Raw genomic sequence first — 20,572 nt, 5'->3', positions numbered from 1 at the left:
GGCGGCGCCTACCTGAGGTAAACGCATTGCCCATACTTCACAGCGCAATCCACAAGATAGACAAGAAGCCAGACGGCACTCCGGCCGTTCTGTTCCTTAGCGGCGACGAGCAAGTAGAGAGCCAAGCCCGTGACGAACTGATGCACCAGCTCAACGAAAGCTATAACGCCGCAACCAGCAAGGCCTGGGGCTTCTTCCATGCGGAGCCCGGCGCTCACTCACTTAGCGGATGGCTTAGAAAGTACCTGGCCGGCGGTTTTGACTTCTTCAACTTCAGCGTCGTCGCAGCCGATCACCTGACCAAGCTAATGGAAGAGTCGAACCTCACCACTGGCGGGCATGCGCTCTTCTGCCATTATCGGCAAGGTATGACCGAACACCTCGTCGTTGCCGTAGTACAGGAAACCGAAGCGGTGACTATGACCGAGGAGCTCCACCTGATGACGGTAAAGCGCCTGGACCTGGACCATGTCCGTCTTGCCGCACGCATCAACATCAGCGATGTGGCAGAACAACCCGCAGTCGAAGCAATACATCTCGTACATCAAGAGCAAACAGGGCCGCAAGATCAACGATTACTTCCGCGACTTCATCGGCTGCCAGGAAGGGATCGACGGCCCGGGCGAAACCCGCACGCTGCTGAAGGCGTTTAGCGACTTTGTTGAAAGCGAGGATTTGCCAGAAGAGTCAGCCCGCGAGAAGACGCACACGCTGGTCAGCTACTCAATGGCCCAGGCCAAGCTAGGGGAGCCAATAACCCTCGATGAGCTGTCGGGCCTGATCGATGAAGACCGGCCGAAGAACTTCTACGACTTCATCAAGGCAAAGGATTACGGAATATCCGAGACCCTGCCGCCGGACAAGAAGACCCTCAACAAATTTCGGCGATTCACCGGTCGGGCCGAGGGGCTGTCGATCAGCTTCGAGGGGCACCTGCTGGGCGACAGAATCGAATTCGACGAAGCCGGCAGCACGCTGACGCCACGCGGCCTTCCAACTCAACTTACCGAACAGCTCAAGCGCGCCTCGTCCTGAGACATTGCTTACCGCTGAGATTTCACTAGCTGGTCAATAAGGCGCCAGGCTTGCTCGCGCGCGTGCTGCCTGGCCTTATCCAGCGAGGCAAACAGTTGGTCGCCAGGTCGGATTGGCGGCAGGCCTGGAATGCTGAGCTGATAAGTGAACCCGTTCGTGTGGTGTCGCACCTCAATGTCGAACTGGTGGCCTTGGCTTTCATCACTGAATGTTTCAACGCTTGGCATATCCGCTCCTTGATCCGGCTCCATGCCGGTCACCCGTAATACCCCATATCACTGAATAGCGCCAGCTGGCACATCCCTTGCTTGACTACTCGGACACCCGATTTGATATGTTCGCCGAACACGAAGCGGCAATTGCTAGAGTCTGTGTTGACTGATGAAGCCTATCGGAAATAGTCGAGTAGCTTGTCAACTCCGCTAGCTTTCCTGCGAACATCATCATAAAGCTCATACAGTTCGCGGTAATTACTCTGGGTCCAAAGAACCCTATCGTCGTAGTCTACGATGGCCAATACAACCGTGGAGCTCCAATTATATGCTTCCTCATCTGTAAAGTTTTTGAAACGCAATTCATAAATGGAAAATTTTGTTTCTTTAAACGTCCCTTCGAAGTACAAGCCGATACGATCCTCAGTTCCATCTATAATGCTTCTAGGTGCCTGATTCAACCGCCAAGACATACGCCCGCGTGCCGTCTCCTCGATAAGCCTAGCAACCATATTAGAAAATCTAGTGTCGTTCATACCCTTTCCACCTCATTGTCCTGATGTTTTGCGCCAAGCTGGGTAACAAATTTTTGCAGATTCCGCTGAATAACCCAGCTTGCATCTTCCGTTAACTTTCGCCTAAAAATGTATATAGCTCCCTCCCGAGCAATTGACGCGGAAAGCTTCTTTGCTAGAGCTTTTTCAGGACCATCCAGTTTTTGGCTCACATTTTCAAGATGACCATTTATTTGATAAAAAAGATCAACAATTTCATTCTCGCGACCTTTCCAATCTTTCAATTGGTGCCGTACCTCAAGAAGTAATTGCTGTAAATCTTTATGGGTCTCAGGAATTCTATGTCGGCGCTTCAGCCTCTCGCCATACATGCCCACATAGAGAAACGTTCCTACAGCGAACAAAGTACCGAATATCGTAAAGAAAAGGCCATACTTATTAGCCTCATCCCAAAACAACTTACTGCCCCACAATTCTAGATTCATTGCAATTGCTAAAACAATTAATAGAAATACCACTGCACAGTAAAACGCCGCCCTGTATCCCATTGATCGACTCCCTATCCATGCGGCGATCATATCATCAGTACAACTCAATTCCCTACCCTCCACCACCCGGGCATGGCCCGCAAGGACTTCCCATGCCTACAGAAAACAAAACCATCGGCCAGCAGCGTCTGGACCGAATCATGGCTGCGAACGAATTCCTCAGGGTGATCGCCAATTGCGGCCCGCGCTTCTTTCGCAATACGGGTACCGGGCACGACGCATACCTCGCTCTCAACGGTCGGCGAAATATCGTCTGGTTGTTCGATGACTACACCGGCGCCCGCATCAACGTCACGAGGGAGGGCTCGTGGGATGGCTTCTCGCACGGCGGCCCCCTGAAGAGCCTTGTCGGGTCTATCGGTGCGTTCGTACTCACTGGAAAAACGATGCGCTACGGGTATTTCCAGCCCGTGATGGATAACGGTTTCGAGAATCCATGGGGCTATGGCGACGACATCTTGATTGTTCGCGATGAAGGCGTGCGCTTGGGCTTGATCCGAAAGCCGGAAGAGCGAGAGGCTGGTGGTGCTGAACAGCGTGGCTAGGTCGATCATCGAAAAGCAGCGCGGTATAAACAAGGAATGGGTTTTCCCATACAACGGCACCGCGATGCACCGCATGAACGACTCGGCCTGGAAGAAGGCTCGGGTGAGAGCGGCGAAACTCTGGCAGGAGGAAAACCTTCGCCCCGCTCACCCTGGGTATGCATCCATCAGGATCCATGACCTTAAACACACGTTTGGCCGCCGGCTGCGTGCGGCAGGCGTAACCGAGGAAGACCGCAAGGCCCTACTGGGATACAAAAACGGCAGCATCGCCAGTCACTACTCGGGCGCTGAGCTCGGGCATCTGGTTGAAGCTGCGAACATGGTATCAGCAACCGATTCTCGCGGACCGATACTGACAATCTTGAAGAGGAAGCAGGCGTGAAAAAACGAGAAGTCACGCAAATGTCACGCATATGAAAAAGGCCAATGCTGTGAACATTGGCCTAAGTCATTGAATAATATGGTCGGGACGGAGTGATTCGAACACTCGACCCCTAGCACCCCATGCTAGTGCGCTACCGGACTGCGCTACGCCCCGACTAGGCGTGTTACTGGGTTCACTTCTTAACGAAGCGAACCGGAATATACCGCAAGCTTTTGAAATGTGGAAGTATTTTTAAAGCTTGAATCATTTTTTCAGCACCACCAATACATCTTCCAATTCGGAGATCATCTGGCGGATCAGTTGCTTGTATTGGGTGGTGTCGTCTTTGGCTTCATCACCGGACATACGCTGGCGTGCGCCGCTGATGGTGAACCCCTGGTCGTACAGCAGCGCGCGGATCTGTCGGATCATCAGCACGTCCTGGCGCTGATAATACCGACGGTTCCCGGTGCGTTTGACGGGGTTGAGTTGAGGAAACTCCTGCTCCCAATAGCGCAGCACGTGCGGTTTTACCGCACACAGCTCGCTGACTTCACCAATGGTGAAGTAGCGTTTGCCTGGGATGACGGGTAGCTCGTCGTTATGACTTGGTTCCAGCATAAGCCTCAACTCGGGCCTTCAACTTCTGCCCTGGACGAAAGGTGACCACACGGCGAGCCGTGATCGGGATTTCTTCTCCCGTTTTTGGATTGCGGCCAGGCCGCTGGCGTTTGTCTCGCAGGTCAAAATTGCCGAAACCGGACAATTTGACCTGTTCGTTGTCTTCCAGAGCGTGTCTGATCTCTTCAAAAAACAGCTCGACCAATTCCTTGGCCTCGCGCTTGTTCAGACCCAACTCTTCGTACAGACGTTCCGCCATCTCAGCTTTCGTCAAAGCCCCCATACGTCACTTCCTTAACGTGGCGTTCAACCTTTGTTCGAGCGAGGTGAGGATATTTTGCGTCGTGGTATTCACCTCATCGTCATTAAGAGTGCGCGATGGATGCTGCCAGGTCAAGCCAACTGCGAGGCTTTTTCTATGCGGATCAATGCCTTTACCCTGATAGACGTCAAATAGCCTGAGGTCTGTCAGCCATTCCCCTGCATTTTCACGGATTACATCCAGAACTGCAGTGGCAGCGACTTCACGGTCGGCGATCAGGGCCAGGTCGCGACGCACTTCAGGGAAGCGCGACAACTCGCTGAATTTAGGCATTTTGCCCGACGCAACTTCAGCCAAGACTAGCTCAAACACGAAGACTGGACGGTCCAGACCCAGGGTTTTCGACAGTTCCGGGTGAATGGCGCCGACGAAGCCCACCAGGCGACCTTCACGCTCGATACGTGCAGTCTGGCCTGGGTGCAAGGCTGGGTGGCTGCCCGGTACAAACGTAAAGGCGTCCAGCGCACCGGCAAAACCCAGCACCGCTTCCACGTCAGCCTTGACGTCGAAGAAGTCCACGACCTCACGGCCTTGCGCCCAGCCTTCCGGCAGACGGCTGCCGCAGACAACACCCGCCAGCATTGGCTCTTGCTTCAAGCCATCGAGCTGGCCGACGAAACGCAAGCCGCTTTCGAACAGGCGCACGCGGTCTTGCTGGCGGTTCAGGTTGTGGGAAAGTGCCTTCACCAGGCCCGGCCACAACGAGGAACGCATGGCGGCCATGTCGTTGGAGATCGGGTTGGCCAGCAGCAACGGCTCAACGCCAGGGTTGAACAGTTCGAACTGTTTAGGATCAATGAAGCTATAGGTCACTGCTTCCTGGTAACCACGGGCAACCAGCAAACGACGCAGTTCGGGCAGGTGCGCACGCGCTTCGGCCTTGGGTTGCGGTGCCAGGCGTGCTTGCGGATAGCGAACCGGCAGGCGGTTGTAGCCGTACAGGCGCGCCAGCTCTTCGATCAGGTCGACTTCCAGGCTGATGTCGAAGCGATGGCTAGGTACTGCAACCTGCCACTGCCCTTCCCCACCCGCAGAAATACCCAGGCCGAGCGCAGACAGCAGTTGCTCGATTTCAGCCGGCTCGATGACCAGGCCGAGCATTTGCTCAACGCTTTTGGCACGCAAGGTGATCGGCGCAATCGACGGCAGGAACTGTTCGTTGACGGTTTCGGTGATCGGGCCGGCTTCGCCACCGGTGATTTCCAGCAGCAGGCCGGTGGCGCGCTCCATGGCTTCACGGGCGAGCTTCCAGTCCACACCACGCTCGTAGCGGTGCGACGCATCGGTGTGCAGGCCGTAGGAACGGGCCTTGCCAGCGATCGCGATCTGGTCGAAGAACGCACTTTCAAGGAATACATCACGGGTGGTCGCGGATACACCGCTGTGCTCGCCACCCATCACGCCGGCAATCGCCAGGGCGCGTGCGTGGTCGGCGATCACGAGGGTATCGCCACGCAGGCTGACTTCCTGACCATCGAGCAGCACCAGCTTCTCACCCTCTTCGGCCATACGCACGCGGATGCCGCCGTTGATTTCGGCAAGATCGAACGCGTGCAACGGCTGGCCCAGTTCAAGCATCACGTAGTTGGTGATGTCGACGGCGGCGTCGATGCTGCGCACGTCGGCACGACGCAGGCGCTCGACCATCCACAGCGGGGTTGGCTTGGACAGGTCGACGTTACGGATCACACGCCCCAGGTAACGCGGGCAAGCGTTGGGCGCCAATACTTCAATCGAGCGTACTTCGTCGTGTACCGCCGGTACGGCAGCGACCACTGGACGGGTGACAGGCGCGTTGTACAGCGCACCCACTTCACGGGCCAGGCCAGCCAGGGACAGGCAGTCGCCGCGGTTGGGGGTCAGGTCGACCTCGATGCTGGCGTCTTCCAGCTCCAGGTAAACACGGATGTCCTGACCCACTGGCGCGTCGGCCGGCAGCTCCATCAAGCCATCATTGCTCTCACCCACTTGCAGCTCAGCCTGGGAGCACAGCATGCCGTTGGATTCAACGCCACGCAGCTTGGCCTTCTTGATCTTGAAGTCGCCCGGCAACTGGGCGCCGATCATGGCGAACGGGATCTTCAGGCCCGGGCGCACGTTAGGCGCTCCGCACACGACCTGAAAGGTTTCCGAGCCGTTGCTGACCTGGCACACACGCAATTTGTCGGCATCCGGGTGCTGCTCGGTGCTCAACACCTCGCCCACCACCACGCCGCTGAAAACTCCGGCGGCCGGCGTAACGCTATCGACCTCAAGACCGGCCATCGACAGACGAGCAACCAGCTCGTCGCGATCTACCTGCGGGCTTACCCAGCCACGCAGCCATTGTTCACTGAATTTCATCCTGCTCTCCTAAAGATTCGTTACGACTAGCGAAATTGCGCAAGGAACCGCAAGTCGTTGTCGAAGAACAGACGCAAGTCGTTCACGCCGTAACGCAGCATGGCCAGACGCTCAACGCCCATGCCGAAGGCAAAGCCCGAGAACTCTTCCGGATCGATCCCGGACATGCGCAGCACGTTGGGGTGAACCATGCCGCAGCCCATCACTTCCAGCCAGCCGGTCTGCTTGCACACACGGCAGCCTTTACCGCTGCACATCACGCATTCCATGTCGACTTCAGCCGATGGCTCGGTGAACGGGAAGAACGAAGGACGGAAACGCACCGCCAACTCTTTTTCGAAGAACACCCGCAGGAACTCTTCGATGGTGCCTTTGAGGTCGGCGAAATTGATATCGCGATCAACCAGCAGGCCTTCGACCTGGTGGAACATCGGCGAATGGGTGATATCCGAGTCGCTACGGTACACACGGCCTGGGCAGACAATGCGGATCGGCGGCTTGTTCGCTTCCATGGTGCGGACCTGTACCGGCGAGGTATGGGTGCGCAGCAGCATGTTGGCGTTGAAATAGAAGGTGTCGTGCATCGACCGGGCCGGGTGGTGGCCTGGGATGTTGAGCGCCTCGAAGTTGTGGTAGTCGTCTTCGACCTCAGGGCCTTCGGCAATGCCGTAGCCGATGTGGGTGAAGAACTGTTCGATACGTTCCAGAGTCCGGGTGATCGGATGCAGACCGCCCGAAGCCTGGCCACGACCAGGCAAGGTCACGTCAATGGACTCGGCGGCGAGCTTGGCCGCAAGATCGGCCTCCTCGAGCGACGCCTTGCGCGCATTGAGAACCTCTGTGACACGCTCCTTGGCGACGTTGATCAGCGCACCGACTTGCGGACGCTCTTCAGCGGGCAGATTTCCCAGGGTCTTCATCACCTGAGTCAATTCACCTTTCTTGCCAAGGTAGTGAACCCGGATTTGCTCCAGGGCATTTACATCTTCAGCGCTTTGCACAGCCTCAAGGGCTTGGGCGACGAGCGCGTCCAGGTTTTCCATGTACAGACTCCAGATACAAAATAGGGGAAGAGCTTGAAGGCTCTTCCCCTATTTATGACGTTTACCACCTTGAGCCACAGGAGTAGCCCAGGGTGACTGTCGGGGGTACTTAAGCCAAGGAGGCTTTAGCTTTCTCGACAATCGCAGCAAACACCGCTTTTTCGTTCACGGCCAGTTCAGCCAGAACCTTACGGTCGATTTCGATGGACGCTTTTTTCAGGCCAGCGATGAAACGGCTGTAGGACAGACCGTTAACACGTGCACCAGCGTTGATACGAGCGATCCACAGAGCGCGGAACTGACGTTTTTTCTGACGACGGTCGCGGTAGGCGTATTGGCCTGCCTTGATTACCGCTTGCTTGGCAACACGGAATACGCGTGAACGCGCGCCGTAGTAGCCTTTAGCAAGTTTCAGAATTTTTTTGTGACGCTTACGGGCCATGACGCCACGCTTTACACGAGCCATGAGTTACTTCCTCTATTCTTGAACCAAAATTAACGAAGGCGCAGCATGCGCTCGACTTTTGCCACGTCAGACGGATGCAGCAAGCTGCTACCGCGCAGTTGACGCTTACGCTTGGTCGACATTTTGGTCAGGATGTGGCTCTTGAAAGCGTGCTTGTGCTTGATGCCGTTAGCAGTTTTCAGAAACCGCTTAGCAGCACCACTTTTAGTTTTCATCTTTGGCATGTTCGGTACTCCGCATTCAGTTGATAAACATAATCAGAAGGCCTGCCGTGCCCTGTTGATTACTTCTTCTTTTTCGGGGCGATGACCATAATAAGCTGGCGTCCTTCCATCTTAGGATGCTGTTCGACCGAACCGTACTCGAGCAGGTCAGCTTCAACCCGCTTGAGGAGTTCCATCCCCAGCTCCTGGTGGGCCATCTCACGGCCGCGGAATCGCAAGGATACCTTGGCCCTGTCCCCATCACTCAGGAAACGTACCAGGTTGCGCAGTTTTACCTGGTAATCCCCTTCCTCCGTCCCTGGACGAAACTTGATTTCTTTTACTTGAATCTGCTTCTGGTTCTTCTTCGCTGCGGCAACCTGCTTCTTCTTTTCGAAGATCGATTTGCCGTAGTCCATCACCCGACAAACAGGTGGGATTGCATCGGCGGAGATTTCCACCAGGTCCAGCTTGGACTCTTCTGCAATACGAAGCGCTTCATCAATCGAGACGATGCCAATCTGCTCGCCATCAGCGCCAATTAACCGAACCTCGCGTGCCGAGATATTCTCGTTGATCGGGGCTTTCGGTGCAGCTCGTTTATCTTGTCTCATTTCACGCTTAATAATAATTACTCCGAATCTGGGCGACCACGCCGGGAAACCGCTTGCGCGAGGAACTCAGCGAACTGGGCGACGGGCATCGAGCCCAGGTCAGCACCTTCACGAGTACGCACAGCGACAGTCTGCATCTCGACTTCCCGATCTCCGATAACCAAGAGATAGGGAACCTTGAGCAAGGTATGCTCGCGGATTTTAAAGCCGATCTTTTCATTTCTCAAGTCGGACTTGGCACGAAACCCGCTTTCGTTGAGAGTTTTTTCAACTTCAGCGGTAAAATCTGCCTGTTTATCAGTGATATTCATGATCACTGCCTGGGTCGGAGCCAGCCACGCAGGGAACGCGCCCTCGTAGTGCTCGATCAGGATACCGACGAACCGTTCGAACGAGCCGAGGATCGCCCGGTGCAGCATAACCGGGTGTTTACGGCTGTTGTCTTCGGAGACGTATTCGGCTCCCAGACGGATCGGCAGGTTAAAATCGAGCTGCAGGGTACCACACTGCCAGACACGGCCAAGGCAATCTTTGAGCGAGAACTCGATCTTCGGACCGTAGAAGGCGCCCTCACCCGGCTGCAGATCGTATGCAAGGCCCGCACTGTCGAGCGCTGCGGCCAGTGCCGCTTCGGCGCGATCCCACAGCTCGTCGGAACCGACGCGCTTTTCCGGACGAGTGGACAGCTTCATCTCGACGTCGGTAAAGCCGAAATCGCGATAAACGTCCATGGTCAGCTTGATAAACGCTGCGGACTCGGCCTGCATCTGCTCTTCGGTGCAGAAGATGTGGGCGTCATCCTGGGTGAAGCCGCGCACACGCATGATGCCGTGCAACGCACCCGATGGCTCGTTACGGTGGCAGGCACCAAACTCGGCCAGGCGCATCGGCAACTCGCGGTAGCTCTTCAGGCCCTGGTTGAAGACCTGCACGTGGCACGGGCAGTTCATCGGCTTGATGGCGTAGTCGCGGTTTTCCGACTGGGTGGTGAACATGTTGTCGGCATAGTTGGCCCAGTGCCCGGATTTCTCCCACAGGCTGCGATCAACCACTTGCGGGGTCTTGATCTCCAGGTAGCCGTTTTCGCGCTGCACCTTGCGCATGTACTGCTCAAGCACTTGGTACAGGGTCCAGCCATTCGGGTGCCAGAACACCATGCCCGGCGCTTCTTCCTGAAGGTGGAACAGGTTCAGGCGCTTGCCGATCTTGCGGTGGTCGCGTTTTTCGGCTTCTTCGATGCGCTGGATGTAGGCGGCCAGCTGCTTCTTGTCAGCCCAGGCCGTGCCGTAGATCCGTTGCAGTTGTTCGTTCTTCGCATCACCGCGCCAGTAGGCACCGGACAGCTTGGTCAGCTTGAACGACTTGAGAAAGCGCGTGTTCGGCACGTGCGGGCCACGGCACATGTCGACATATTCTTCGTGGTAGTACAGGCCCATGGCCTGCTCGTCCGGCATGTCTTCCACCAGACGCAGTTTGTAGTCCTCGCCACGCGCGGTAAACACGTCGATCACTTCGGCACGCGGGGTGACTTTCTTGATGACGTCGTAATCTTTTTCGATCAGCGCGTGCATGCGCTGCTCGATGGCCGCCAGGTCGTCCGGAGTAAAAGGACGCTCATAGGCGATGTCGTAATAGAAGCCTTCTTCAATGACCGGGCCGATCACCATCTTGGCGGTTGGGTACAGTTGCTTGACCGCATGGCCAATCAAGTGCGCGCAAGAGTGGCGAATGATCTCCAGCCCCTCTTGATCCTTGGGCGTGATGATTTGCAGGCTGGCGTCGCTGGTGATCAGGTCGCTGGCGTCAACCAGCTTGCCGTCGACCTTGCCGGCCACGGTGGCCTTGGCCAGGCCTGCACCAATGGATGCGGCGACCTCGGCTACGGAAACCGGATGATCGAATGAACGTTGACTGCCGTCGGGAAGAGTAATAGTTGGCATGGCGCCTCCTCTCCTAGTGGTGACCCCTACCAAAGGTCACGTGGGTTGGGATGAGCCAGTACAAGATCCAACACCAGGCCGTTCAATAATGAACGCCTGCCTTACAGCGGCAGGAGCCTTTCGGCCAACCGATAATCGAACCAGAGTGACTGGAGTGAACAAAAAGAACCTGGCAAGGCGGCAAATGGCGCGCCGGGAAATAGCCAGGCAAGGATGCTAGCACAGATGAACGGTCATCGCGTCGGCCAAGCGTTGGGTAAAGAGCAATTCATGGCTTTATAGCTGTGAAAGTGAACTTGAGCTGTACGTAGGGCCTCAAAGCCACTGAGAATCGCCGTTCGTCCTCGACCCAAAGGAGCATCCCCATGATGCGTTTTACCTCTACCCTCGCTGTCGCCGCTACCCTGAGCCTCCTTTCCCTCGGCGCGCAGGCTGCAGCCCCTTCCAACTGGCCAGCCGGCGCCCGTGACGCCTTCGTCAACGACTGCAGTGCCGCCGCCAGCCAGAACGTGGACGTCAAAACTGCCAAAGCCCACTGTGAATGTGGCGCCGACAAGATCAATGCCGAATTGAGCACTGCCGAGATCAAGGAATTGATGACCAACCAGAACGCCAGCCCGGAGCTTAAAAACAAAGCGGTCGCGGCTATTTCGTCCTGCAAAGTGGTGAAGAAAAAGTAAGATTGGCTGACGATTCGACGGCCATTTCGCTGGAAAAACAGCCTGAAAACTGCCATTTCGCACAAATTATGCAGGTTTTACGGCTTTTTTTAATAGCTGATATGTCGTCGCAAAGCCCCGTAAATAGGGGCTTTCAGCCCAATGATGGATCAAACGCAAAGCGATTGATTAGCAAACAGTGCCTTGGGGGGGCTCCCAAGCCGAACATTTCGACTATGATAGCCCGGTGTGCCCAGTTGGCCTGAGCAGCACAGCACTACTGAAAATATATGTTTCTTGGAGATACACCATGTCTAATCGCCAAACCGGCACCGTTAAATGGTTCAACGATGAAAAAGGCTTCGGCTTCATCACTCCTACAGGTGGCGGTGACGACTTGTTCGTACACTTCAAAGCTATCGAAAGCGACGGTTTCAAAAGCCTGAAAGAAGGCCAAACCGTTTCCTTCGTGGCTGAGAAAGGCCAAAAGGGTATGCAAGCTGCACAGGTTCGCGGCGAGTAATTCTCCGCTGAGCTAAAAAAAACCCCGTCCATGTGACGGGGTTTTTTATGGGTGATGCAAAAGCCGCATCAGCCGCAGTTAACCCGGTTGATCACCAGGTTGTTGTCGGTGTTCAGGTTCAAGCGGTCGGAGCGATACTCCAGCGTGATCATGTCATTGGGTTTGAGAATGCGTGCATTCTGCGCGCCGGCACGCGTGCGGGCCTGTTCCAGCAATTGAGGCGAGGCTTTCTGGCCGATGGCGAACTCTGCAGCCTTCGACTCACAGCGGCTATGACCGGCATCGGTCGCAGTGGCAGCTTTGCCTGGCTCAGAGGCACCCGGGGTGCTGCAACCCGCCAACGCGAGCGCAGCCAACAAAGTACCGAATGATGCGAGCTTCCAAGGCATGAAGCCTCCTATGATAAAAAGTGGACAGAGATCGTGCGACAGCAGTCAAAGCGATTGGTTTCAAGACGTTAACCGCTGGTGGGCAAGTCTGCCTGACTCACTGCTGGCAAGCGCCCTGTCAATCGTGACTAGATATGAACGTCCTTAGTAGATGTCGATATAGTCTGACGTCGCTGTAGGCCAATTCTGCTTCAGTGCGTTAAAAATCTGCATGACCCAAACTTCGTCACTGGCCGCCACGAGACCGACATAACCGGAACCCTTGGCCCAGGTCTCCAGGCGAAACAGCAGGCCATCGATATCAGCCCCCCCGACTACGCCGGAAGAAATGTAGGCGACGCCTTTTTTGGTCACCCGCAGCTGGGTATGTTCGTCGTCACTGGCGCTGCCAAGCATTTGGCGCACAGCCTCCAGCGTCAGGTTGTCGAGCTTGCTCAAATCGATTTGCACGCGGTGTTTCCCGGCCATTTAACAGGCCGACAGTGTCGCACAGCCTCTGCGTCATGCCTAAGTAGCAGTGCCAAACGCCGTACAAAATGCTTAACTGCGCCCCTCTGGAACGGCGTTCCAGTGCATTACCACGCATTTTCAGCCCGTGAGATTTCCATGACCACCGTAACGCTTCAAGCCGACATCAAAGCCAAGTGGCCCCAAGGGCAAAGTTCCTACAGCCCCGGAAGCCCGGAGGAACTGGCGATCATTGGTATCGACCTGTTGGTCAAGGAACTGGGCACCCAGGCGGCGCAAGCGTTCATTGGCCAGATATTCGAGAAATACCCGGCCGACTACATGGGCGCCCAAGAGCGCGAATAGAACCGGGCGACGAGCGCCGCCCGGTAAAACACCTTACTTCAGACGTGCCAGTCGCTCGGTCAGCAAATCGAAGAAGCCCTGCGCGTCGCCATTCTCAACCCAGAACACATTCTTGGGCTGCTTTAGGCCGTCGTACCAATCGACGATGGTCTGGCCGAAGGTCGGGCCTTCGCGGCTGTCGACCACCATGTTGGCCTCACGGCCGCTGAACAGCGAAGGCTTGAGCAGGTACGCCACCACGGTAGCGTCATGGACCGGGCCACCCGGAATGCCGTAGTGCTCCATATCGCCTTTGACGTACTCATTCAGAATACTGCTGACCACCTTGCTCGCGTTGTTGTTCAGGTCCGCAATCTTCTTCAGGCGGGCGTCGCTGGTGAGGACTTTATGGGTCACGTCCAACGGCAGGTAGGTCAACTTCACCCCGCTTTTGAGCACGATCTCAGCCGCCACCGGATCGGCGAACAGGTTGAACTCAGCCACAGGGGTGATATTGCCACCATTGAAGTGCGCGCCGCCCATCACGACCACTTCCTTGATGCCCTGGGTGATTTCGGGCGCCTGGGTCAGTGCCAGTGCCAGGTTGGTCTGTGGGCCGAGCATGGCGATGGTGATGCTGTGCGGCTTGGCGCTGCTCAGGGTTTTGATCAGGTAGTCGACCGCATTGCCTTCGGCCAGGCCTTTTTTCGGTTCATGCACCGTGACGCCCGAAATGCCTTCCTTGCCATGGATGTTTTCGGCGTAGATCGGTTTGCGCAGCAGCGGCGCTGGCGCACCGGCGTACACCGGGATGTCCTCGCGCCCTGCCCACTCGCGCGCCAGGCGCGCGTTGCGGGAAGTCTTGTCCAGGCGCACATTGCCGGCCACGGTGGTCAGCGCACGAATGCTCAGTTCCTGCGGCGAAGCCATGGCGAACAGCAAGGCCACCACATCGTCGGCACCCGGGTCGGTATCGATGATCAGGTCGATTTTTTCCGCCGCTTGGGCGCTTGCAGCAGTGAGCGCGGACAAAAGCAGAACACTCCGGAACAGGTTTTTCAGGGTAGGTAGACCACGTTGCATAAAGCACTCCTTGTCATTGGGGGTGGGACGCTAGAACGTTACGCCGGACACCAGCGCGATATTGCAGTACGGCTGGCACTCGCCAGTGCGCACCACGGCGCGGGCATTGCGGCTCAATTGCTTGAATTGGTCATGGCTGAGCAGGCGTCGTTCGCCCAGTTCAGCCTGCTCTGTGAGCGCATTTAGCGCGGTCAGCGCGGGCGGTTGTTTCAGCAGGATCTCTTCTGCCAGAACATGGCTTTCCACCTGCATTTCGCTAAGCACGATGCGCAAGGTGCTGATGAAGTCCGGGATGCCTTGGGTCAGGGCCAGGTCGATCAGTTCGACGCCGGGAGGCACCGGCAGGCCGGCATCGCCGATGACCAGGATGTCGCCATGGCCCAGGGACGCGATCACGCGCGACAGGGCGATATTCAGCAAAGGGGTCTTTTTCATGCGGGCACAAAACCTTGTACGTCGTGCAGCGTAGGAATGGAAGGCTGAGCGCCGGCGCGGGTCACTGACAACGCCGCCGCCACCTGGCCAAAACGGATCGCCCGGGCTTCGCTCTGGCCCGCGGCCAGCGCGGCGGCAAAGCCACCGACAAAGGTATCGCCAGCAGCGGTGGTATCCACCGCCTTGACCTTCGGCGCCACCAGGTGCTCAAAGCTCTTGCCGTCGGCAAACAGCGCGCCCTGGGCGCCCAGTGTGATGATGACCTTACCGGCGCCCGCTTTGATCAGCGCGGTCGCGGCGACCTTGGCGCTGTCGAGGGAGTCGACCGTCACGCCGCTCAGGGCGCTGGCCTCGCTTTCATTGGGGATCAGATAATCGATCGAGGCATACCAATCAGCGGGCAACGGCCCGCTTGCCGGGGCCGGGTTGAGAATGACCGTCTTGCCCAGTTCGCGCCCCCGCTGGAGCGCATACCCAACGGTCTCCATTGGCACCTCAAGCTGACAGATGATCACATCTGCCGCCTGCAGCACAGCGTCGCACGTTCGCAGCGACGCAGGCGTCAGCTCACCGTTGCTGCCGGCCACAATGACGATGGCGTTCTGGCTGCTGTCATCGACCACGATCAACGCCACACCGCTGGAGCCGTCCACCGTGCTGACAGCCTGGCAATCGATCCCTTCCACCAACAGCGCATCGCGCAATTGGCTGCCATAGGCGTCGGTACCGATGCACCCCATCATGGCGACACTCGCCCCCAGGCGTGCCGAGGCGACGGCCTGGTTGGCGCCCTTGCCACCGGGCACAGTGGAAAATGTCTGGCCGATCAGGGTTTCACCGGCACGCGGCAAGCGACTGGCGCGGGTGACCAGATCCATGTTCAAGCTGCCTATTACCACTACTTTTGCTGGCATACATCAGTACTCATCAATTCGGTTCAGCGGTATTGGGCGAACACATCAGCCAATGGCGCGGTCGACTCACGCAAAACAATACTGGGCGTCACGATACGTTGATCGATCGGCAGTTGGGGTGTTGCTATTCGTTGCAGTAATAATTCGGCTGCCGTCTCACCCAATTGCAGGATCGACTGGCCGACCGTCGTCAGCGCCGGGTAGACGTAGCGCCCCATCTGAATGTCATCGAAACCGATGACCGACAGCTCGCCCGGCACCCGCACATTGCGCTCGGCAGCGGCGCGCAGCACGCCAAACCCGATCATATCGTTGCTGGCGAAAATCGCGCTGGGCGGGTGTTGCGATAATAACTGTACGGCTGCGGCATAACCGCCCGTGCTGGTGAAATCGCTTTCCAGGGTACGACTGGCCAACACCTCGATGCCCGCCTCGCGCAATGCACGCTGGTAACCCGCCAGGCGCATCTGCGCCACGCGGGTATGCCCCGGGCCGCCGATACAGGCGATGTCCCGGTGCCCCAATTCCAGCAAGTGCCGGGTCGCCAGGTAAGCGCCCTCCTCGTGATCGATGCGCACTAGGTCCACATCAATCCCATCCAGCGCCCGGTCGACAATCACCATGGGCGTGCGCACTGCACTCAAGCCTGCGGCAAGGCCACTGTCATCGCCACCTACGGAGGTCACGATCAAGCCGTCGACGCGCTTTTCCAGCAACACGCGCAAATAACTGCGCTGTTTCTCTGCGTCGTCATCCGAGTTGCAGAGGATCACGCAATAGCCATTACGCTCGCAGTAATCCTCGATACCCCGAGCCAGCTCGGCAAAATACGGGTTGAGGCTGTTGGGCACCAGCAGCCCAATGGTGGCCGTGGTCTTGGCCTTGAGCGAGCGTGCGACGGCACTGGGCACGTAGTCCAACTGCTTGATCGCCGCCTCGACCTTGATGCGTACCGGCTCGCTGACTGGGCGCGTCTTGTTCACCACATGGGACACGGTGGTGTAGGAAATACCTGCAAGCGCTGCCACATCCTTGATCGTTGCCATGGCTCAGCCCCGCCGACTGGCGCGCTGGCTGCGGTAAGTGTCGAGGACCACGGCGATCACGATCACAGCACCGGTAATGATGCGTTTAGTCGGTTCCGTCGCGCCGATCTGCGCCAGCCCGGCGGCCAAGACCGAAATGATCAACACGCCGAAGAACGTACTGATGACCGAGCCACGCCCGCCCATCAGGCTGGTGCCACCGATCACCACGGCGGCGATCACTTGCAGCTCCAGGCCCGAACCGGCATTCGGGTCCGCCGCTTCCAGACGCGAAATCTGAAACAACGCCGCCACACCGGCCAACAGCCCCATCAGGCTGAACACCAGGATCTTGTAAGGCTTGGGATTGATGCCCGCCAGGCGCACCGCTTCTTCGTTGGTGCCGATGCCGATCAGGTAACGACCGAAGACCGTACGGGTCAGTACCAACTGGGCCGCGATGATCACCAGCAAGGCGATGATGAACGACGGGGAAATACCGAAGGCAATCGGGTTGGACAGCCAGGCAAACGAATCACCGATATAAGCGGTGCGCGAGCCCGTCATCTGGTAGGCCACGCCGCGGGCCATCTCCAGCACGCCGAGGGATACGATAAATGACGGAATGCGCCAGGCCACCGTGATGGAACCTGTGATAGTGCCGGCCAACGCCGCGCAGCCCATGCCCAACAGGGCGGCGGGCAACACGCTCCAGCCCCAGCCCAGGATCGCCACGCTTACTGCCGAGGCCGCCAATGCCAATACCGATCCCACAGACAGGTCGATGCCGCCAATGATCAGGATGAAGGTCATGCCCACCGCCAGCACCATCAGGTCCGGAATCTGGTTGGCCAGGGTGCTGAAGGTGTCATAGGACAGGAAGTGATCGCTGAGCAGCGAGAACAGCGCAATCATCGCCAGCAACGCACCCGCCAGCCCCAGGTAGGTACCCAGGCCATAGAAGTTGCCGCCAGTTTTACCGGGGGAAATGCTTGTTTTCATGGGGTATTCCTAGGCGCGGCTTCGTTGAGCAGCGCATCACGTTTCTGATAGCCGGCAAAGGCGGCGGCGAGCAATTCGTCCTGGGTCCAGCTGTCACGCTCGAAGGTCTCGATCAGGCGCCCGGCAGACAACACGCCGATGCGGTCACAGATCAGCATCAGCTCACGCAGGTCACTGGACACCACCACCAGCGCTTTGCCCTGGCGGGTCAGTTCACCGAGCAAGGCATAGATGTCGAACTTGGCACCGACGTCGATACCGCGGGTGGGCTCATCGAACAGCATCACCGCGCAATCGCGCTCCAACCAGCGGCCAATTACCACCTTTTGCTGGTTACCACCCGACAGCTCGGACACCAGCTGCGTCGGGCTGGAACTGCGGATACGCATGGCGTCGATCTGGCGCTTGGCCAGAGCGGTTTCGTTGCGGCTGTTGACGACGCCACCGCCGGAAATTTCCGGCATGTTGCCCAGGGCGATGTTGGCGCTGATGGACTGGGTCAGCAGCAGGCCCTCGCCCTTGCGGTCTTCGGTGATCAGGGCAATACCATGACCGACCGCGTCCACCGGCGAGCGAATGCTCACCACCTTGGCCGGCGAACCCAAGGCCACGGTGCCGCTGTCGGCCGGGTCGGCGCCGAAGATCAGGCGCAGCAATTCGGTGCGGCCGGCGCCAATCAGGCCGGAAATGCCATAGATTTCACCGGCGCGCACTTCAAAGGACACATCACGAACCTTGTCCGAACGGGTCAGGCCCGTCACCGTCAAGGCCGGGCCACCGATGGTGCGCGGGCCCAGGTCAATGTGTTCGCCCAGTTCGCGACCGACCATCAAGGTCACCAGTTGCTCACTGTTGTAGTTGGCCATCGGTTCGACGCAGACCAGTTTGCCGTCGCGCAATACCGCAATGCGCTGGGCGACACGGGCCAACTCTTCGAGCCGGTGCGAAATATAAATGATCGCCACGCCTCGAGCCTGCAGGCGCGTGATTTGTTCGAACAGCATCTCGACTTCACGAGCAGTAAGCATCGCCGTGGGCTCGTCAAGGATCAGTACATGGCAGTCGCCGATCAGGTTACGAGCGATCTCGACCATTTGCTGGTGACCAATGCCCAGGCTGCCCACCAGCGTGTCCGGGTCGATCGCGTCCAGGCCGACTTGGGCCATGGCTTCGATCGCGGCCTTGCGCAGCTGTTTGCGGCTGATCCAGCCACAGCGGCTTGGCAGGTTATCCAGGAACAGGTTTTCAGCCACGGTCAGCGTCGGCAGCAGGTTGAGTTCCTGCATAACCATGCGCACGCCCAAGGCTTCGGCCTGGGTGCGGCTGGCAGGGCAGTAATCCTGACCATTGAATTGCATGTGCCCGGTGGTGGGCGTGACCAGGCCGCCGATGATCTTCGACAAGGTACTTTTGCCTGCGCCGTTTTCACCGGTCAGCGCCAGCACTTCCCCGCGATTAAGCGTCAGGGTGATGTCGGACAGAACCGGTTGGGCATAGGTCTTACCGATACCGCTGACCGAGAGGACAGCGTTCGGGGCGGAAGATGACATAGGAAAATCTCCAGGCGCCCGCTCAGGACGAGCGGGCGCTGTTGGGTACTGCCAGGATTACTGCTTGATGACGAGTTCGACCGGGGTTTCGATCACGCCATCTTTGGCATCGACTTTCTCACCCTTGACCAGCTTCAGCGCGTTCTGGATACCGAACACGGCTTGCTGGGCAGCGGCCTGGTCAGCGGTGGCCAACACGCGGCCGTCCTTGAGCATTGGTTTGATCGCGTCAATGTTGTCGTAACCCACCACCAACACCTTGCCGGCCTTGCCTGCCGCACGCACGGCGGAGACGGCGCCCAGGGCCATGTTGTCGTTACCGGCCAGCAGCGCCTTGATATCTGGCGTTTCGCTCAGCATCGCTGCGGCGATCTTGTTGCCTTGGTCGATTTCCCAGTTACCGGATTGGGTGGAAACAATCTTCATGCCTGCCGCGTCCATCGCATCCTTGAAACCTGCGGTACGCTGCTGGGCATTGGTGGTAGTGGGTACGCCCTCGATGATGCCGACCTTGTCACCGGCAGCCAGCTGCTTGGCCAGGTAGTCACCCACCAGCTTGGAGCCTTTGCGGTTATCCGGGCCTACAAACGGGATATCGAGGTTTTTGCTTTTGAGTACTTCCGGGTCCAGGCGGTTGTCGATGTTGACCACCTTGATACCGGCATCGGAAGCTTTCTTCAGCACACTGGCGAGTGCCTTGGAGTCGGCGGGAGCGATGACAAGCGCATCGACCTTGGCGTTGATCATTTCGTTGACGATGGCGATCTGAGCGCTGGTATCGGTCTCGTTCTTGATGCCGTTGGAGATCAACTTGAATTCTGTAGGATGCGCTTTCTGGTAGTCCTTCGCACCGTCGGTCATGGTGACGAAAAACTCATTGGCAAGGGACTTCATCACCAAACCCACGGTAGGCGTTTTGGCAGCGTCATCGGCAAATGCAGAAGAGAGAGGCAAAGCGGCGGATGCGGCAGCAAGCACAGCAACAGCAAGAAGACGTCCAGCAAATGGCAGCTTCATGGGTTCACTCCGATCTTATGATTATTGTGAGCAACGCTTGCACCGAAGACCCCTTCGGCAGCCCTCCCACCTGGGCGGCTGATACGAGCTGTGACGATGTGCCTAAGGGCCCAGTGAAACATCTCGCAAACGTTTGCGTTGAGCAAACTATGAGAACCTTGTCGAGATTTGTCAACGATGGCAGCGAGCCTTTCATGGGCGCCCTCCAAGCTTATCCTTCAGCTACTGACAGCTGATACGTTTAAGCAAAATCGCCCTCTGTGACCGTTCTCTGAAACGACAGGCTGTGTGGCGAATGATCACACAGGGTGCCCGGACAAATCGTGAACGCTTTCGGACAACCGAACACCACAGCCCTTCTCGTTCGGAAAGCCGGACAGCGCCCAACCCCATCAAACCGAAACCTCAC

Annotated in this window: 24 protein-coding genes, 1 tRNA gene and 2 pseudogenes; 6 read left to right on the top strand and 21 right to left on the bottom strand. The window is 57.6% G+C overall.

The features are described from left to right. The first annotated feature begins 26 nt into the window (after window positions 1-26). Window positions 27-1,035, top strand: a pseudogene (gene yejK / locus QK296_RS11720) (nucleoid-associated protein YejK). An 8-nt stretch (window positions 1,036-1,043) separates the two neighbouring features. Here the strand turns inward: yejK and QK296_RS11715 are convergent. The 3 genes from QK296_RS11715 to QK296_RS11705 all read right to left on the bottom strand — a co-directional run bounded on the left by QK296_RS11715 (window position 1,044) and on the right by QK296_RS11705 (window position 2,340). Then, window positions 1,044-1,262, bottom strand: a complete 219-nt coding sequence (locus QK296_RS11715; protein ID WP_282390937.1) for a hypothetical protein — start codon at window positions 1,260-1,262, stop codon at window positions 1,044-1,046. Window positions 1,263-1,423: 161 nt separating this feature from the next. Beyond that, complete coding sequence (locus QK296_RS11710) at window positions 1,424-1,783, bottom strand: hypothetical protein (protein WP_282390936.1); 360 nt, start codon at window positions 1,781-1,783, stop codon at window positions 1,424-1,426. After that, window positions 1,780-2,340 (bottom strand): hypothetical protein, encoded by a 561-nt coding sequence (locus QK296_RS11705; RefSeq protein ID WP_282390935.1) that lies wholly within the window; start codon window positions 2,338-2,340, stop codon window positions 1,780-1,782. Before QK296_RS11705 ends, QK296_RS11710 begins: the two co-directional genes overlap by 4 nt. A 62-nt stretch (window positions 2,341-2,402) precedes the next feature. Here QK296_RS11705 and QK296_RS11700 point away from each other — a divergent pair, with 62 nt between their 5' ends. Both QK296_RS11700 and QK296_RS11695 read left to right on the top strand, forming a co-directional pair. After that, window positions 2,403-2,855 carry a hypothetical protein gene (locus tag QK296_RS11700; RefSeq protein WP_282390934.1) on the top strand — a complete coding sequence of 151 codons (453 nt, stop codon included), beginning with the start codon at window positions 2,403-2,405 and terminating at the stop codon, window positions 2,853-2,855. After that, window positions 2,824-3,240, top strand: a pseudogene (locus tag QK296_RS11695) (tyrosine-type recombinase/integrase); the annotation flags it as partial. The gene QK296_RS11700 and the pseudogene QK296_RS11695, both read left to right, overlap by 32 nt. A gap of 79 nt (window positions 3,241-3,319) precedes the next feature. Here the strand turns inward: QK296_RS11695 and QK296_RS11690 are convergent. The 9 genes from QK296_RS11690 to thrS all read right to left on the bottom strand — a co-directional run bounded on the left by QK296_RS11690 (window position 3,320) and on the right by thrS (window position 10,774). After that, window positions 3,320-3,396 (bottom strand) — tRNA-Pro (locus tag QK296_RS11690). 90 nt (window positions 3,397-3,486) lie between these two features. After that, complete coding sequence (locus tag QK296_RS11685) at window positions 3,487-3,843, bottom strand: MerR family transcriptional regulator (protein WP_003174972.1); 357 nt, start codon at window positions 3,841-3,843, stop codon at window positions 3,487-3,489. Continuing rightward, complete coding sequence (ihfA, locus tag QK296_RS11680; RefSeq protein WP_002553164.1) at window positions 3,824-4,126, bottom strand: integration host factor subunit alpha; 303 nt, start codon at window positions 4,124-4,126, stop codon at window positions 3,824-3,826. Before ihfA ends, QK296_RS11685 begins: the two co-directional genes overlap by 20 nt. Before the next feature lie 3 nt (window positions 4,127-4,129). After that, the gene (gene pheT, locus QK296_RS11675; protein ID WP_282390933.1) at window positions 4,130-6,508 is read right to left on the bottom strand and encodes a phenylalanine--tRNA ligase subunit beta; all 2,379 of its coding nucleotides are present in this window, start codon (window positions 6,506-6,508) and stop codon (window positions 4,130-4,132) included. A 26-nt stretch (window positions 6,509-6,534) separates the two neighbouring features. Further along, a complete protein-coding gene (pheS, locus tag QK296_RS11670; RefSeq protein WP_003192486.1) occupies window positions 6,535-7,551 on the bottom strand; it encodes a phenylalanine--tRNA ligase subunit alpha in 1,017 nt (338 codons plus the stop codon). A gap of 109 nt (window positions 7,552-7,660) precedes the next feature. Continuing rightward, complete coding sequence (gene rplT / locus QK296_RS11665; RefSeq protein ID WP_003192488.1) at window positions 7,661-8,017, bottom strand: 50S ribosomal protein L20; 357 nt, start codon at window positions 8,015-8,017, stop codon at window positions 7,661-7,663. A 29-nt stretch (window positions 8,018-8,046) separates the two neighbouring features. Then, complete coding sequence (gene rpmI / locus QK296_RS11660) at window positions 8,047-8,241, bottom strand: 50S ribosomal protein L35 (RefSeq protein ID WP_002553160.1); 195 nt, start codon at window positions 8,239-8,241, stop codon at window positions 8,047-8,049. A gap of 59 nt (window positions 8,242-8,300) precedes the next feature. After that, window positions 8,301-8,852: a translation initiation factor IF-3 gene (gene infC / locus QK296_RS11655; protein ID WP_015884933.1), complete on the bottom strand. Its 552-nt coding sequence runs from the start codon at window positions 8,850-8,852 to the stop codon at window positions 8,301-8,303. Beyond that, window positions 8,852-10,774, bottom strand: coding sequence for a threonine--tRNA ligase (gene thrS, locus QK296_RS11650; protein WP_282390932.1), 1,923 nt, complete (start codon window positions 10,772-10,774; stop codon window positions 8,852-8,854). The genes infC and thrS overlap by 1 nt, the downstream gene beginning before the upstream one ends. A gap of 365 nt (window positions 10,775-11,139) precedes the next feature. Between thrS and QK296_RS11645 the strand changes: the two genes are divergently transcribed. Together QK296_RS11645 and QK296_RS11640 are read left to right on the top strand one after the other, a co-directional pair. After that, the gene (locus QK296_RS11645; RefSeq protein ID WP_019820908.1) at window positions 11,140-11,454 is read left to right on the top strand and encodes a hypothetical protein; all 315 of its coding nucleotides are present in this window, start codon (window positions 11,140-11,142) and stop codon (window positions 11,452-11,454) included. A gap of 289 nt (window positions 11,455-11,743) precedes the next feature. Further along, window positions 11,744-11,956 (top strand): cold-shock protein, encoded by a 213-nt coding sequence (locus QK296_RS11640; RefSeq protein ID WP_003192493.1) that lies wholly within the window; start codon window positions 11,744-11,746, stop codon window positions 11,954-11,956. 68 nt (window positions 11,957-12,024) lie between these two features. Here QK296_RS11640 and QK296_RS11635 read toward each other — a convergent pair whose 3' ends face one another. Beyond that, window positions 12,025-12,345 (bottom strand): I78 family peptidase inhibitor, encoded by a 321-nt coding sequence (locus QK296_RS11635; protein WP_003192494.1) that lies wholly within the window; start codon window positions 12,343-12,345, stop codon window positions 12,025-12,027. A 144-nt stretch (window positions 12,346-12,489) separates the two neighbouring features. Further along, window positions 12,490-12,795, bottom strand: coding sequence for a hypothetical protein (locus QK296_RS11630; RefSeq protein WP_003192495.1), 306 nt, complete (start codon window positions 12,793-12,795; stop codon window positions 12,490-12,492). Window positions 12,796-12,951: 156 nt separating this feature from the next. Between QK296_RS11630 and QK296_RS11625 the strand changes: the two genes are divergently transcribed. After that, window positions 12,952-13,158 (top strand): hypothetical protein, encoded by a 207-nt coding sequence (locus tag QK296_RS11625; protein ID WP_003192496.1) that lies wholly within the window; start codon window positions 12,952-12,954, stop codon window positions 13,156-13,158. A 33-nt stretch (window positions 13,159-13,191) separates the two neighbouring features. Here QK296_RS11625 and QK296_RS11620 read toward each other — a convergent pair whose 3' ends face one another. The 7 genes from QK296_RS11620 to QK296_RS11590 are packed head-to-tail and all read right to left on the bottom strand — an operon-like array spanning window position 13,192 to window position 20,163. Then, the gene (locus QK296_RS11620) at window positions 13,192-14,220 is read right to left on the bottom strand and encodes a nucleoside hydrolase (protein ID WP_032896207.1); all 1,029 of its coding nucleotides are present in this window, start codon (window positions 14,218-14,220) and stop codon (window positions 13,192-13,194) included. A 30-nt stretch (window positions 14,221-14,250) separates the two neighbouring features. Continuing rightward, window positions 14,251-14,655, bottom strand: coding sequence for a D-ribose pyranase (gene rbsD, locus QK296_RS11615; protein ID WP_003192498.1), 405 nt, complete (start codon window positions 14,653-14,655; stop codon window positions 14,251-14,253). Next, the gene (gene rbsK, locus QK296_RS11610) at window positions 14,652-15,569 is read right to left on the bottom strand and encodes a ribokinase (RefSeq protein WP_282390930.1); all 918 of its coding nucleotides are present in this window, start codon (window positions 15,567-15,569) and stop codon (window positions 14,652-14,654) included. The genes rbsD and rbsK overlap by 4 nt, the downstream gene beginning before the upstream one ends. 23 nt (window positions 15,570-15,592) lie before the next feature. Further along, window positions 15,593-16,615 (bottom strand): LacI family DNA-binding transcriptional regulator, encoded by a 1,023-nt coding sequence (locus QK296_RS11605; RefSeq protein WP_003192500.1) that lies wholly within the window; start codon window positions 16,613-16,615, stop codon window positions 15,593-15,595. Window positions 16,616-16,618: 3 nt separating this feature from the next. Next, window positions 16,619-17,596, bottom strand: a complete 978-nt coding sequence (locus tag QK296_RS11600) for an ABC transporter permease (RefSeq protein ID WP_057711695.1) — start codon at window positions 17,594-17,596, stop codon at window positions 16,619-16,621. Continuing rightward, a complete protein-coding gene (locus QK296_RS11595; RefSeq protein WP_003192503.1) occupies window positions 17,593-19,146 on the bottom strand; it encodes a sugar ABC transporter ATP-binding protein in 1,554 nt (517 codons plus the stop codon). Before QK296_RS11595 ends, QK296_RS11600 begins: the two co-directional genes overlap by 4 nt. A gap of 57 nt (window positions 19,147-19,203) precedes the next feature. After that, window positions 19,204-20,163, bottom strand: coding sequence for a sugar ABC transporter substrate-binding protein (locus tag QK296_RS11590; RefSeq protein WP_003192504.1), 960 nt, complete (start codon window positions 20,161-20,163; stop codon window positions 19,204-19,206). Between the last annotated feature and the right edge of the window lie 409 nt (window positions 20,164-20,572).

The organism is Pseudomonas sp. AL10 (genome assembly GCF_029960685.1).
Classification (GTDB): Bacteria; Pseudomonadota; Gammaproteobacteria; order Pseudomonadales; family Pseudomonadaceae; genus Aquipseudomonas; species Aquipseudomonas lactis.
The sequence above is the reverse complement of the archived record's forward strand: the minus strand, read 5'-3'. Positions and strand labels throughout refer to the sequence as shown.